This window comes from Pseudemcibacter aquimaris (genome assembly GCF_028869115.1).
Classification (GTDB): Bacteria; Pseudomonadota; Alphaproteobacteria; order Sphingomonadales; family Emcibacteraceae; genus Pseudemcibacter; species Pseudemcibacter aquimaris.
Window position 1 is genome coordinate 2,278,021 of record NZ_CP079800.1, and the last position, 15,495, is coordinate 2,293,515.

Annotated in this window: 12 protein-coding genes; 4 read left to right on the plus strand and 8 right to left on the minus strand. The window is 42.8% G+C overall.

Annotated features, from left to right (window positions below; genetic code table 11):
• Nucleotides 1–228 precede the first annotated feature (228 nt).
• Entirely contained in the window at nucleotides 229–2,145 is a 1,917-nt protein-coding gene (gene dnaK / locus KW060_RS10730) for a molecular chaperone DnaK (protein WP_249034822.1), read from the plus strand.
• A gap of 77 nt (nucleotides 2,146–2,222) precedes the next feature.
• On the plus strand, nucleotides 2,223–3,356 hold the full coding sequence (gene dnaJ / locus KW060_RS10735; protein ID WP_249034823.1) for a molecular chaperone DnaJ: 1,134 nt from the start codon (nucleotides 2,223–2,225) through the stop codon (nucleotides 3,354–3,356).
• A 59-nt stretch (nucleotides 3,357–3,415) separates the two neighbouring features.
• Here the strand turns inward: dnaJ and KW060_RS10740 are convergent, their stop codons facing one another.
• The gene (locus KW060_RS10740) at nucleotides 3,416–3,889 is read right to left on the minus strand and encodes a MarR family winged helix-turn-helix transcriptional regulator (RefSeq protein ID WP_249034824.1); all 474 of its coding nucleotides are present in this window, start codon (nucleotides 3,887–3,889) and stop codon (nucleotides 3,416–3,418) included.
• A gap of 288 nt (nucleotides 3,890–4,177) precedes the next feature.
• Between KW060_RS10740 and KW060_RS10745 the strand changes: the two genes are divergently transcribed.
• Both KW060_RS10745 and KW060_RS10750 read left to right on the plus strand, forming a co-directional pair.
• Nucleotides 4,178–5,605 carry a pyridoxal phosphate-dependent decarboxylase family protein gene (locus tag KW060_RS10745; RefSeq protein ID WP_249034825.1) on the plus strand — a complete coding sequence of 476 codons (1,428 nt, stop codon included), beginning with the start codon at nucleotides 4,178–4,180 and terminating at the stop codon, nucleotides 5,603–5,605.
• 5 nt (nucleotides 5,606–5,610) lie between these two features.
• Nucleotides 5,611–7,041, plus strand: a complete 1,431-nt coding sequence (locus KW060_RS10750; RefSeq protein WP_249034826.1) for a pyridoxal phosphate-dependent decarboxylase family protein — start codon at nucleotides 5,611–5,613, stop codon at nucleotides 7,039–7,041.
• Here the strand turns inward: KW060_RS10750 and KW060_RS10755 are convergent.
• The 7 genes from KW060_RS10755 to KW060_RS10785 form a co-directional block, all read right to left on the minus strand.
• On the minus strand, nucleotides 7,038–9,116 hold the full coding sequence (locus KW060_RS10755; RefSeq protein WP_249034827.1) for a protein-disulfide reductase DsbD family protein: 2,079 nt from the start codon (nucleotides 9,114–9,116) through the stop codon (nucleotides 7,038–7,040). The two genes, KW060_RS10750 and KW060_RS10755, sit on opposite strands and share 4 nt — an antisense overlap.
• A gap of 94 nt (nucleotides 9,117–9,210) precedes the next feature.
• Nucleotides 9,211–10,152, minus strand: coding sequence for a complex I NDUFA9 subunit family protein (locus KW060_RS10760; protein ID WP_249034828.1), 942 nt, complete (start codon nucleotides 10,150–10,152; stop codon nucleotides 9,211–9,213).
• A 96-nt stretch (nucleotides 10,153–10,248) separates the two neighbouring features.
• Nucleotides 10,249–12,099, minus strand: a complete 1,851-nt coding sequence (locus tag KW060_RS10765) for a M56 family metallopeptidase (protein WP_249034829.1) — start codon at nucleotides 12,097–12,099, stop codon at nucleotides 10,249–10,251.
• 4 nt (nucleotides 12,100–12,103) lie between these two features.
• Complete coding sequence (locus tag KW060_RS10770) at nucleotides 12,104–12,493, minus strand: BlaI/MecI/CopY family transcriptional regulator (RefSeq protein ID WP_249034830.1); 390 nt, start codon at nucleotides 12,491–12,493, stop codon at nucleotides 12,104–12,106.
• Nucleotides 12,494–12,575: 82 nt separating this feature from the next.
• Nucleotides 12,576–13,115, minus strand: coding sequence for a hypothetical protein (locus KW060_RS10775; protein ID WP_249034831.1), 540 nt, complete (start codon nucleotides 13,113–13,115; stop codon nucleotides 12,576–12,578).
• A gap of 6 nt (nucleotides 13,116–13,121) precedes the next feature.
• Nucleotides 13,122–14,699 (minus strand): class I adenylate-forming enzyme family protein, encoded by a 1,578-nt coding sequence (locus KW060_RS10780; RefSeq protein ID WP_249034832.1) that lies wholly within the window; start codon nucleotides 14,697–14,699, stop codon nucleotides 13,122–13,124.
• A gap of 1 nt (nucleotide 14,700) precedes the next feature.
• A complete protein-coding gene (locus KW060_RS10785) occupies nucleotides 14,701–15,489 on the minus strand; it encodes an enoyl-CoA hydratase/isomerase family protein (RefSeq protein WP_249034833.1) in 789 nt (262 codons plus the stop codon).
• Nucleotides 15,490–15,495 lie beyond the last annotated feature (6 nt).

Below are 15,495 nucleotides of genomic sequence, written 5' to 3' on the forward strand. Positions count from 1 at the left end.
TTTTCATTAAATCGATAGTCTTAAATCATAATCAGGACAAACGATTACAGCCATTCTAACAAAAAAATGAAAAACTTCGATAAAAACCCTTGCGATCAAAAAAAATGGCCCTATATAAGCACCATGAGAAGAGCGCAAAGCGCAGCAAACATATATTTTAATAAAATACTTTTACGTGGGGCTTTAAATTAAGACCCGTAACAAGTGATTTAAGAAAACGAGGATAGTATGGCAAAAGTTATTGGTATTGATTTGGGAACAACAAACTCATGTGTTTCCATCATGGATGGTTCAAAACCAAAAGTTATTGAAAATGCAGAAGGCGGTCGCACAACCCCTTCGATGGTTGCATTCACAGAAGACGGTGAAAAACTAGTCGGTATGGCAGCAAAACGTCAGGCAGTAACAAACGCGGAAAACACACTTTTCGCAATTAAGCGTTTGATCGGTCGTTCATTTGATGATCCTGCCACGAAAAAAGACATCGAAATGGTGCCTTATAAAATTATTAAATCAGACAGCAACGACGCATGGGTTGAAGCCCGCGGCGACAAAATGAGCCCATCACAGGTTTCTGCGTTGATCCTTCAAAAAATGAAAGAAACAGCAGAACAGTATCTTGGTGAGCCAGTATCACAGGCTGTTATCACCGTTCCTGCTTACTTTAACGATGCACAGCGTCAAGCAACAAAAGACGCCGGTAAGATTGCTGGTCTTGAAGTACTTCGTATTATCAACGAGCCAACAGCAGCGGCTCTTGCATATGGTCTTGAAAAGAACGACGGTAAAACAATCGCTGTTTATGACCTTGGTGGTGGTACATTTGACGTATCGATCCTTGAAATCGGTGATGGCGTATTCGAAGTAAAATCAACAAACGGTGACACTTTCCTTGGTGGTGAAGACTTTGACATGCGTCTTGTTGAATATCTTGCAGACGAGTTCAAAAAAGAGAACGGCATTGACCTGACTAATGACAATATGGCGCTTCAACGCCTTAAAGAAGCCGCTGAAAAAGCGAAGATCGAACTTTCATCTGCACAGCAAACAGAAATCAACCTTCCGTTTATTACGGCTGATGCATCTGGACCAAAGCATTTAACACTTAAGCTTACTCGTGCGAAGTTAGAAGCACTTGTTGACGATCTTCTTAAGCGTACAGTTAAGCCATGTCAGGCAGCACTAAAAGATGCAGGCGTTTCAGCCGCTGAAATTGATGAAGTGGTTCTTGTTGGCGGTATGACACGTATGCCAAAAGTAATCGAAACAGTGAAAGAATTCTTTGGCAAAGATCCTCACCAAGGCGTGAACCCTGACGAAGTTGTGGCAATGGGTGCTGCGATTCAGGCAGGTGTTCTTCAGGGTGATGTTAAAGACGTGCTACTTCTTGACGTTACACCGCTTTCACTTGGTATTGAAACACTGGGTGGTGCGTTTACACGTTTGATTGATCGCAACACAACAATCCCAACAAAGAAATCACAAACATTCTCAACAGCCGAAGACAACCAATCTGCTGTGACAATTCGTGTATTCCAGGGTGAGCGCGAAATGGCAGCGGATAACAAAATTCTTGGTCAATTTGACCTTGTTGGTATTCCGGCTGCCCCACGCGGCGTTCCACAAATCGAAGTTACATTCGACATTGACGCGAACGGTATCGTGAATGTTTCTGCGAAAGATAAAGGCACAGGCAAAGAGCACGCCATCCGTATTCAAGCATCAGGTGGCCTAAGCGATGATGATATCGAAGATATGATCAAACAAGCCGAAGCAAACGCAGAAGAAGACAAAAAACGTCGTGCGCTTGTGGACGCTAAAAACAAAGGTGAATCACTGGCACACACAATCGAAGGCCAACTTAAAGAGCATGGCGAAAAGCTTGGCGATGACGACAAGCAAGCGATTGAAGATGCCGTAGCAGCCGTTAAAACAGCGGTTGAAGGCGACGACATTGATGCGATTACATCTTCAACAGAGGCACTAGAGCAAGCAGCGATGAAACTTGGTGAGGTTCTATACCAAGATCAACAAGCTGGCGGCGAAGCACCAGGTGGTGATGACGCAGCAGCAGACGACGCTGCGAGCGCAGATGATGACATTGTTGACGCCGACTTCGAAGAAGTTGAAGACGACAAAAAATAATCGGATGTAAATGTAAAAGTAAAATTGCGCCGCTTTTAAAGTGGCGCAATTGTTATTAGAGATGAACCGGATACAACATGTCTAAACAGGATTATTACGAAACACTTGGTGTCGATCGAAGCGCGGATGCTGCGGGATTAAAATCAGCATACCGAAAACTCGCGATGAAATATCATCCTGACAGAAACCCCGGTGATGCGGAAGCAGAAGCAAAATTCAAAGAAGTCAGCGAAGCATATGACATCCTAAAGGATGATCAAAAACGTTCTGCCTATGATCAATATGGACATGCTGCCTTTGAAAACGGCGGTATGGGCGGCGGCGGTGGCGGTTTCCACGGTTTTGAAGCATCCGGTTTTTCCGATATTTTCGAAGATTTATTCGGAATGGGCGGCGGCAGACGCCGTGATCCTAACGCATCAAGACGTGGATCTGACCTTCGTTACAATTTAACAATCACATTAGAAGATGCGTTCACTGGTAAATCTGAAAAGATTAAAATCCCGACATCCGTTGCTTGTGATACCTGTGACGGTAGCGGTGCAGAAGACGGTACAAAACCAAGCGCATGTACCACATGTAACGGTATCGGCAAGGTCAGGAGCCAGCAAGGTTTCTTTATGGTGGAACGCACATGTCCATCTTGTCAGGGACAAGGCATGACCATCGAAAACCCATGTGGTGACTGTTCCGGCACAGGTAAAAAGAATAAAAATAAAACGCTCGACGTTAAAATCCCTGCTGGTGTTGAAGAAGGTACCCGCATTCGCTTAAGCGGTGAAGGCAAAGCAGGGACACGCGGCGGACCGAGTGGTGATCTATATATTTTCATTGATATTGAATATCACCCGATTTTCCAGCGCGATGGATCAACCGTATTCTGTGAAATTCCAATTCCGATGACAACAGCAGCCCTCGGCGGTGAAATCGAAGTACCGACAATCGGCGGCGATAAAACCACAGTAAAAATTTCAAAAGGCACCCAAACTGGCAAGCGTTATAAAATTTCCGGTAAAGGCATGCCTGTTCTGAACCGTGGCACATATGGTGATATGTTTATCGAAACCAATGTTGAAACACCAGTAAACCTAAGTAAGAAACAAAAAGAACTGTTAAGAGCATTCGCCGAAGAATGCGGTGATGACGTCAGCCCGGAAGCTTCCGGCTTTATCAATAAAGCAAAAGAACTTTGGGAAGACCTTACGGATTAATAAATAAAAAAAAGGAGACTTAAACAAGTCTCCTTTTTTAATTCTACGCGGATTACATATTAATCATTTTCTGAAAAACTATCTGTCTGCTTATCCATTTTATCAAGAAAGCTATTCATAAAATTAACTTCATCACTGTCGATGCAATCCATCAGCTCTCTAATCCAGATACCATGTTTTTCAATTGCCTGTTCAAGGCGCGTGCGTCCCTCTTCTGTTAAAGCGACACTATAAATACGCCTGTCTGACGGCATTGTTTTCTTTTCGACCAAGCCGTCGGCTTGTAATCTCGAAGTCATGCCCGTCATATTGGCGTTTGAAACCAAAAGTTCACGCGACAGATTGCTCATGGTAATCTCACCATCCTCCGCACGTTCAATTGCCATAAGAACATCATATTTCGCCAAAGAAAGCGAAAATTCTTGTTTCATACGCTTGTTAAGTTCTTGTGTTAATCGGCTGCTGTTGCCAATCATTCGATTCATAAGCCTTGTTTTATTGCAAGCCTCATTATCAATTCTATCTTCACCCATAATATTTACTCCTGATACTACACTAAATACTAACAACTAAAATTATTAAAAAATTCACCAAACCAATTCCATATTGTTATAATTCACATGGAAAAAATCTGACCCCTCAAATCAAATTAACTATATATTAACTTTTATTTTGCCATGAAATACACCAATAAAACAGTTGCGTCATTGACATAGATCAATAAAATCGACAGATAAAACAAGCAAGTGAGATATATGATTGAATCATTCTAATTATATAACTAAAGTCACTGATAATAATATTATATAAGAGTTTCCTTAATGAAAAATCCAAATTTCGAAAACGATATTAAAACGGTCACAAACGCACTCAATAATTATCTTGATGTCTGTGCCAATCAAAAATCATCCGTCATTGTACAGCGACCAATGTCCGAAATTTTATCGAACCTAAATGCGTCAGACCTTATTAAAAAAGGAAACCTTAAAGACGGGAACCTGGAACAGTTCCTGGAAAGCTACTTATCAAATTCAACAAAGCTTCATCATAAAAACTATATGGGCCATCAGGTTAGTGTGCCACACCCAACTGGTGCGCTTGGTTCTTATATTGATGGTTTCACCAATAATGCGATGGCGATTTATGAAATGGGTCCTGCCGCCACTGCCCTTGAAGTTTTTATGATCAACTGGATGCTTGAACATATCGGCTGGACACCGGCACCAATTAACGAAGAATATGATGCAAATGAATATGCCAGTGGTGTCATGACCCATGGTGGTTCACTTGCGAACCTCACCGCCCTCGTAACCGCACGCAGCGCCAAGTTTCCTGATATTTGGGAAAATGGAACGCCAGCTAATCTAGTGGTGTTGGTGCCGGAACAATCCCATTATTCCTTAAAACGCACTGTTGGCATTCTTGGCATCGGGGAAAAGAACTGCATCAAAATGCCTGCGGATGATGATGGTCGCGTTTTACCGGAAGAAATTCCTGAATTAATCAATGACTTAAAATCAAAAGGGAAAGATATTCTGGCAATTGTCGGCAATGCATGCGGCACTGCGGCGGGACTTTATGATCCACTTGATAAAATCGGTGATATTTGCGCAGAACATAATATCTGGTTCCATGTGGATGCTGCCCACGGTGCAGGTGCTATCGTCAGTGAAAAATATCGCCATTTGGTAAAGGGTATCCGTAAAGCAGACAGTATCATTTGGGATGCCCATAAAATGTTCAGAACGCCAGTATTATGTGCGGCGTTACTTGTTAAAAAAGCAATCCACCTTGATGGTGCCTTTTCACAGGAAGCAAGCTATCTGGTGCATGATAAGGAACAACCCGGTGTTGATCAAATGATGCGCGCCGTTGAATGCACCAAATCCGGGCTTGGATTAAAAATGTTCATGACGATCGCGGCAATGGGTGAAAACGGTATTTATGATTATATCGAAAGCCGTACCGACCTTGCAATCGAAGCATCGGAATATATAAATTCATTGGATGATTTTGAATGCCCGGTCACACCGGAAACAAGCATATTGTGCTTCAGAATTGGGAATGATAACCAAAGACAATTGGACATTCGAAAAGAGCTTTTAAAAACGGGTGAATATTATATTTCCACGACAGAATATAAAAAGGCACGTTGGCTTCGATGTGTGCTGATTAATCCTGACACCGACATGGGGGTAATCAAGGGATTAATTGAAAAAGTAAGACAGATTAACGCAGAATTAGGATAACCCCCATGGCGAATAAATTTATTGATGACGGCACGTTAGTATTAAATGAGCTGTCAGATTATTTGGACACGTCCGCAGACGAAAATACAACCGTTATCGATCAGGTTCCGATGAAAGATATCATTAATGATCTTTCATTATTGGATTTACTTGAAAATGGCGGGCTCGAGGGGGAAAGATTACAAAAATTCACCCATGACTATTTAAATCTAACAACAAAGCTTCATCATCCACAGTGCCTCGCGCATCAAATCAGCGCACCGCATAGTAACGGTGCCTATGCGGCGATGATTGATGGCTTAACCAACAATGAAACATCCATATATGAAATGGGGCCAGCAACAACGACCATCGAATATATAATGATCAATTGGATGCTTGAAAAAATCGGATGGACGCCATCACCGCTACCCGGATCGGTAGAGGCAGAAACAATGACAGAATATGCGGGCGGGGTGATGACCCACGGTGGGTCACTTGCCAACTTAACGGCCATGCTTGCCGCAAGAAGTGCAAAATTCCCGAACCTTTGGCGTGATGGTACACCGGGCAATATGGTCATTCTTGTGCCTGAACAGTCCCATTATTCACTTAAACGAACTGCGGGTATTATGGGGCTTGGTGAAAGAAATTGCATCGCACTGCCTGCTGATCAAGATGGTCGGGTACTTCCATCAGAAATCCCGGCAATGTTAGAAACTTTAAAAGACGAAAACAAACAGGTTTTAGCAATCGTCGGAAATGCTTGCGGCACAGCTGCCGGTCTTTATGACCCGCTTAAGGAAATGGGTGAAATATGTCAAAAGCACGACATCTGGTTCCATGTGGACGCGGCCCACGGTGCAGGCGCGATTATTTGTGATGAATTAAGATATCTTGTTGAAGGTATTGAGCTGGCCGACAGCGTGATTTGGGATGCGCATAAGATGTTCAGAACCCCTGCCTTATGCGCAACGATACTGGTGAAAGATCACCGCCATATTAATAGCGCCTTTAGCCAGGACGCCAGTTACATGTTCCATGAAAAAGACCAGCCCGGCGTTGATCTTGCCTTAAGAACCCTAGAATGCACCAAATCGGCCCTTGGTGTAAAAATGTTTATGACTGTAGCCGCCATGGGTGAACAAAAATTAGCGGATTATATTTCCGGCAGAACAAAGCTCACCCAAGATGCCGCAGAATACATAAATTCACTGAATGATTTTGAATGCGGCGTAACACCGGAAACAAACATTATCTGTTTCAGAATTGATGGCGACGACCAACGACAGCTGGACATCAGAAAGAAACTTTTAAACAAGGGCGATTTTTACATCACCACGACGAAGTATAAAAACCGCTGGTGGTTAAGACGCGTCTTCATCAGCACCGCATCTGAACTTAGACATTTCAAAAAATTGATAGATGAAATTCGGGAAATTAATAAATCCCTTTAAAGGGCATCGATAACAATATCCGGCGTTAAAATTTGCGGCAGGATATCAGGGTTATCCATTGTGCGTCCCACTGGGAAATATAGGTAAAGCGGCACACCAATGCGGCCATAACGCTGCAGCGTGCGTGTGATATCCGGGTTTTGATTGGTCCAGTCACCAACCATGACCGTGATGTCTTTTTCGGCAAATGCCTGATGCACATTATCCTGCGAAAGGGCCACACGTTCATTTAATTTACACGTCACGCACCAATCTGCCGTAAAATACACGAATACGGGCTCTCCACGATCAAGCATGGCATTCAATTCATTTGAACTAAACGCAATCGCTTGTAATCCGCTTTCGTCCGCTTCGATGACTGATTTCTGAGTATCGAGGTTCGATAGATAATACCCCGTAAATAATACACCGATGGCGCTGATTATTGATACCGCTTTCCATAATGTTTCGTTCTTATTAAGCGCCCAAATTGATAACGATAATAATAATCCAGCGGCAATTGCAATTGTCATGGCATTAACGCCCAATTGATTCCCCAAAATCCAGAACAGCCATAACGCCGTGGCAAACATTGGAATACCAAGTATTTTACGTAAATTTTCCATCCATGCACCCGGACGCGGTAAAGCTCGCCTGAACGCAGGAACAAAACAAAGCAATAAATATGGAAACGCAAGACCAAACCCCAGCGCAAGGAAAATGATAATTCCAGTTACACCGCCCGATAAAAATGCATACCCAAGCGCACCCGCCATAAATGGCGCAGTACATGGCGTTGCAACCACCACTGCAAGAACGCCCGTGAAGAAGGTTGATTTGCGGCTGTTATTTGATGCAACCAGATTTTGACCAACCCCCATCAGGCTGCTGCCAATTTCAAAAACGCCGAGCAGATTAAGCCCAATAAGCACCATCAATAAACCAAGCGAGAAATTCACAAGTGGCATTTGCATGTGAAAACCCCAACCAAGCGAAAACAGGCTTACGATGACACCAAGAAGGCCGAAACTTAAAACTACCCCACCTGTATAAAGCAGACCACTTATGCGAACTTCTGTCGGATCTTTTTTGGAAAGCTCAACAACACTCATCGCTTTAAGGCTTAAAATCGGGAACACGCATGGCATCAAATTCAAGATCACACCACCAAGAAACGCAAATAACAGTGCCGTACCAAAATCAAGTGATGGTAATGTGGGTGCTGCTTCGCTGCTTTCCATTTCAAAAACTGGTGCAATAGGTGCCATCGATTTCGAAGCCGATAGGAAATATGCGTGATCCACGCCTTCCCCGGTTTTAAAGGTCAGTACAAATTCGAATGTATCATTATCTTCGTATCTGAAGGCGTTATTAAAACGGCCGATGATTTCCCCATTAATGAATGACAGGTTTTGTCTATAAACATTTTCCATCATTCCATCTGAAAAGGGGAATAAATATGCGCTTTCAATGACGGCTATTTCATCAGGAAGAATGCTTTTAACGGTGAAATTTTCACCGTCTGTGTGAAAACTACTTGGCCAGTCAATATGAACCGGCATATCAGCTTTTACGGTCTCTACGGTCGCGACGCGGGCGTTATCCGTTACATCGTCACCAATATCAATTGTATGGCTAATTGGTGCATCCTGCGGCACACATAACGCATCTGAACAAATAAGCCAGAATGCATTGCCGCTTAAGATTAATTGATCCTGATTAAAGTCTTCGGAAAGCTTGCCATCCGCAATAATGGTGACTGTGCCTTCGTAACCATATGATACGATCTCTTCAAATGGAATAAGATGAGGTGTGGTGAATTGGAAATCCCCAATTTCAACGCCATCCGGTAATTTCCAATCCATTTCCAGCTTCAAACCCGCATCACCCGGGTTTTCCCAGTAACCATGCCACCCCTCGTCTGGCGTCATTTCAATGATAACGGTAAATTCTGATCCGGGTGAAATGCTTGTTTTATCCGCCGTTAATTCAAGATTTGCCAGATCCGTTCTGACAGAAGTTGCATTTGAAACACCAAGCATCGCCGTTAAGGCGACAAGACCAAAAAACAGTATTCTTAAAAAGGAGCGGATCATAAAATTCCTAACTTAAATTCGCGCACGACTTTAACATCGCCAACACTATATTTCAATTTATTGGCAATGCTCATCACAACTCATAACATAAATTTTATGATACCGTTTTAAACTGTCCCATTGGACGGTGATGCACCAGATAATTTGGTATGACCGCCTCTGCCGGGATTGGTTCAACACCCAAATCCGAAATGGTTAATGCACCATCCGCCGGCACATTGTCATTTTCCATCAAGCGCAATTGATCAATTGTCACCATTGGATTTGGCAACATACCAAGGAAGAACGCTTGGAAATATGCCATCTTTAATGGAATGGTAATAAGCGGAACATTCTGGTCTGTCACTTCATTGACGAGCTCAAGCAGTTCACGGAATGTGTATTCTTTAGGCCCACCAATTTCATATGTTTTGCCTGCCGCGTCCTCGTTTCCTAAAGCCGCAATGATGGCGTCAGCAACATCAGCCACATAAACAGGCTGGAATTTTGTTTCACCACAAATCACAGGAAGAATACGGAACAATTTCGCCATTGCGGCAAATTTATTAAAGAAATTGTCATCCGCGCCAAAAACAACACTTGGGCGAATGATTGTTGCATTAGGGAAATTTTCTTTTACCAGTTTTTCACCAGCTGCTTTCGAACGACCATATTTTGATTCTGATTCTGCATCTGCACCAATCGCTGACATATGGATAAGAGACTGAACATTTTCTGCTGCGGCCACCTCTGCAATAATGCCGGCACCTTTTTCATGGATTTTATTAAATGTCTGCGCACCGCTTTCTGATAATAACCCCACAAGGTTAATCACATGATCCGCCCCTTTAATCGCTGCTTCAACGGATGCTTTGTTTCTGACATTTGCTTGTGAAAGATGAACTTGGCCAAGATCACCGAATGTTTTTACATCAAGTGCGCTATTCGGACGACGCACTGCAACACGAACGCGGTATCCCGCTTTTGCAAGATGCTGGACGAGCACTCTGCCGATAAATCCAGAGCCACCAAAAATTGTTACCAATTCACCGCTCATATTCAGTCTCCATAAGTATTACTATATGTGACCTATTTATACGCTTTTGGGGTCTCTCGTCCAGTATCTTTAATAAAATAATTTGCTATTTTTCAATTATTCGGTTTCGTCGCCTGTTGGGAAACGCTCTAGCTCTTTTTCAAGCTCTCTACGCATTTCTTCTGCCTCTTCTTCCGTCAACACTTCGGAAAGGCTTTCTTCAAGATCTTTTTTCATTTCTTCGATCTCTTCTTGTGTCGGAAGTTCTTCCAGGCTCATTTCAATTTCAGCGCGAATTTCATCAACATCAATATCTATTTCGATGTTTCTTAATTCAGTTTCCACTTCAGCGATAATTGCATCCATATCAATTTCACCTTCAAGCGTTTTTGGTAAATCTGCCAATGCTTTTTCCACCTCTGCGTGGGCCTCGGCAATGATCCTTTCTGTCGGCAAGTTCTTTATTTCTTCTGCAATATCCGTTTGAATTTCAAGGATCATCTCTTCCGTAGGCAGATCTTTAATCGCTTGTCTTATATCTTCGCGAATAGCTTCAATTTCAATATTAGAAGGAATATTACGAATACCTTCTTTAATACTTTCACGAATTTCCTGCACACGAGCTCTGCCTAATACAGAAGCGATAACAAGTTTACGTGTTTCAAGATCTAGCTCATCATCATCAGCTGCCAAAATATGATTTAGGGCATCACTTTGAAGATCTTCATCTTCAATATTATGAATTCTAATCGCAAGGCGTTTCAATTGCTCACGTGATAGATCATCCTTTGCCATAAATTCAGCTGTGAATTCCGGCATTGCTTCATCCGGCAGTTCATCAAGACCAACCGTAAAACCATCACCACTTTCAATTTTTAATAAAGCTTCAATGCGGTCGCTATAATCACTATCTTGCGCAAAACTTTCATTAAACCTTGGTGTGATTAATCCAATAATAGCGATGGTAAAACAAATGGCGATTACATTCTTTGCAAGTCGCGTCATATCAACGCCTTTCAATGTCATGCCCTCGGTCATGCGTTTTACTCTTTTGCTAAGCACGCTTTCCCGACGAAGTGCAGCAAGACCAAGTACGCTTTTATTATGACCAATCAAATGCTTTGCACCAGTAAGCAAGGATTTTGCAAATTCAACCTGATCACCACATTCAAGGGCCGCGCGATCATCACAAGCAAGTTCGCGCTCTTCCGCAAGTCTTGCTGCAAGATAATGCATCACAGGGTTCCACCAATATAAGGCCAGAATGACACGTTCAATCAGATAGAAACAATTATCAAAGCGCTTAATGTGCGCAAGTTCATGATAAAGCAGTGGTTTTAACTGATCCGCCGTCATAGAATTCACAAAACGGCTTGGTAAAATAATAAGCGGTTTTACAAAACCGATTACAATTGGACTTGTCACATCATCGCTGACGGCCACCTCAATATCATCCGGCCAGTTTTTAGAAAGACTATCATCAAGAACATATGGATAAGCACTTGATTTAATACGCGATGCATTAAGCGCAGCACCACCCAATTTAATGAGGGCGATTAAAGAACCAACAAACCACAATGCAAGCGCAGCGATAACAAGTTCATCTTTCCCAATTGTCGGTAATTCTACCTTTTCAAGTGGTAGTTCTTTTAATGTCTTTTTCTCTGGCACCGGTGTTCTGGGAATAAAACTACTATCTGAATCTACAGTATTAATGACCGAATATTCATATGCAGAATAATTCGCGGGTGCCGGTTCCTTGATCATTTTTAGACCTTCACCAGGTAGGAATGCTGCAAACGGCAATATCGCAAGTACGAATAATGTCGCGCTTAAGCTCCAAGATCTTTCTTCTGCACTTGATTTACTGATCATTTTAAAAACGACCAGAACAACCCCAAGAATGATAAGGCTTTGCCAAATATTATTACCTGCTAGCTCTAGAAGAGGGAAATTTATCATATTCATCTCGTTATTCCTTTTCCTGAATGGCCTTTTCAAGGACCTGTTCGAGTGCGGATATTTCCCCTTCGTGAATATCACTGTCTTTAAATAAATGTTGTGCGAGTGCGGCCGTTGAACCACCAAACGCATTTCCAATCAACTGTTTCAAGGCTTGATTTCTCGCCTCGCCTCTGCTGATTAATGGACGATAAAGAAAGGCCCTACCTTCTTTCCTTGTGTCCACGAACCCTTTTTCTTTTAAAATCCCGAGTATGGTTTGGATCGTATTATAGGCTTGATTGGTTTCGCCGGAAATGCCATCCATCACATCACGTACGCTTGCCTCTTTCTGTTGCCAGAGGACGTCCATAATGCGACTTTCCGCATCCGTTAAAGTATTCGATGTTTTACGCGCCATTTACGACTCCTTATCATTACATCCTAATTATTTAGGAGATATGATCAAAAGTGTCAACACTTAATTCCTAATTTTTTAGGATTTAATTTATTGGCGTTGCAAATGACAGGTATGTTTCGTGTTCATATTGCTGTGGGTTATTACCATCCATATCCCACATATTTCGCGTCGCACATTCAAGATCACCAAAATAAAAGTGCAATGTTTCATTGGGCTTATCACCCAAATTGCAAATAGAATGAACCGCATCTGTCTTAAGATCAACGACCGCTGGCGCCGGGAATGATACCTGTGAACGCCATTTAACATTATCCCCGTCCCGATCAAAAAAGTCATGGGTTTCTGCACCGCCGTAAATGGCTGCGACGGCTTCCATGCCATGTTCATGGGGTGGATAGTTAAAGCCCGGTGTCGTTGCGATATAATAAGCCGTCACATTTTCATCAACGTATAAAAGCACCTCGTCACAATCAAAATCTGGCATATCTTTTTTTAAGGCATCCGGATTTTCGACTATTCGATTTAAAAAGGAAACGGCCTTTTCCATACCACCTGATTTGTAGCACTCAACCACATTTTCAATTGCCTCTTTTACTGACTTACCAACTTCAACCTTATACATATACTCTTATCCTTCACTTACTTTCTTCTTTAACGTAACCTTATCAATCTTTCCAATTGGCAACATTGGCAGCATAGGTTCAATGAAATATTTACGTGGCACTTTGTAATTGGCAAGCTGCCCACGGGCAAATTCATCGATTTCTTCTTCGGATAGTTCCATGCCCGGTTTCGGCATGATATATGCCCATCCTACATGGCCATATATTTCATCCGGCACATCAATCACTGCGACAAGAGCTATTTTCTCATGACTTTCCAATGTTTGTTCGACCTCTAACGGGTAAACATTATATCCGCCAGATACGTACATTTCGCTCATACGGCTGGTGAATGTGAAGTTGCCGTCTTCGCGCATGGCACCGATATCACCCGTGCGGTACCATCCATCACTTGTGAATGCTTCGCGTGTGGCTTTTTCATTATTCAGATAACCTGACATTGAAAAATCGGGTTTTACTTGAATTTCACCTTCTTCACCCACAGCACAAATTTTATCATCATTGGCAATCCTCACTTCGCCATCCGGCATGCCTTTACCGATTGTATTTGTCATGACCTCAAGCGATGATGTGTCATTTATGGCGAATGTCACCGACGCGCAGCTTTCTGTCGTTCCATATGTGGAACCCAATTTGCAACTGGTGCTATAAAAAACTTTTACGGCCTCATCAGGCATTTTTGCGCCGGACCATAAAATCCATTTAATTTTTTCATTTAGCAGATCAAGCGTGAACTGCGGATGTTTAAACATCAACATATGCATGGCTGGCACAGCGCCCAGCATATTGACCCTGTCATTAATGATGTTGCCGACATATTCATTTAAATCGAACGTTTCCATCAGGATCATATTGCCACCGCCAACCATGGCATAAAGTGGTAATACGATAATCCCGCCCACATGGGTAATCGGTAACGGACACATTCCGCGTGGATAATCATCATCCAAATTAAACACATCCCATTCATATATGGCGCGTTTCAAGATTGCCTTTTGTGGTAACAATACTCCTTTTGGTGTGCCGCTTGATCCTGATGTATAAATAAGCATGGTATCAATATCACTGTTAACCTGACTTATCGCCGCATCAAGTTCATCATTTGATGCTAATTCGCCGGACATCCAGTCATCAAAGGACCTATCGTAACTGTCATCACCATCAAACCCAATGAATTGCTCAACGAACGGGAATGTTTCGCGAATGTTTGATAATTCATCATGATAATTTCGACCATCAAGTTCCTGAATACCGATAATCATTTTTGGTTTCGCATCCGAAACAACATGCGACATTTCACGCAGTTGATATTTTGGGTTAATCCCCATCCAAAGAAGCCCGATTTTAGCCGCCGCAAAAAACGTAACGAAAATTTCGGTTCTTTGTGATGATAAAACGGCGACCCCGTCCCCTTTTTTAAGGCCAGAAGCAAGCATCGCCCGGGCGCAAATATCCACCTGTTCAGATAGCTCCTTATATGTTGTTTCCCTGCCCCGTGAATAAAACACAACCCTGTCCGGGTGATCTTGTACGCGTCTTTCTAAAAAATCCCCAAGAAGTAATGTATCTTCAAAATTTGCCAAATCATTTCCCCTGTAATTTTTTGATGGTTTCCATGCGGTAAAGTCCGGCCTCTTCATCCTTCATGCATAAAAGTAAATCTTCCGTATCCGCATAACCGGAAACTTTCGCGATTGCGCCTGCTCTTATATTGACGCCTCGCTTAATCAGTTGTACGGGTAAAGCTGGAAATTCAGCAATTTTTCCGGCTAGTTCCATGGCCTTTGACAAAGCGCCACCATCATCCGATTTAAAATCAGCAAGCCCCCATTCCAGACATTCATCCACCCCATGTTTTTCACAAAGGATCGACATATATTTTGCCTTTGGTGCACCAACAAGACCCGTTAAACGCGGAAGCGATCCCCAGCCAAAATTAACGCCCATTTTTACTTCGGGAACATATGCATATGATGATGCACCCATAATCCGCCAATCACATGCCATCGCAAGCGCAAGACCACCTCCAACAACACCCCCTTCTATGGCGCAAATGGTTGGTTGCGGAAGTGCTTCCCACACATCACACATCTTTGCACCCTTGCCCCCCAGAAAACGTGATTTGGTCGTGTCTTTTTCTGCCATCGCCCCCGCGAACAAAGAGAAATCTGCACCGCTTGAAAAAAACTGCCCCTCACCCGTTAAAATAACAGCACGAATATTCTGATCCGCCGCGATTTGTTCGGCGGCCTGGATCATGCCGTCAAGCACATCGATCGTTATGGAATTAAATTGGTCAGGACGGTTAAATGAAACAATTGCAATACCAGGGTTGTCATCCGATATTGCAATTTTAACGGCTTGTTCGCTCACTATGGT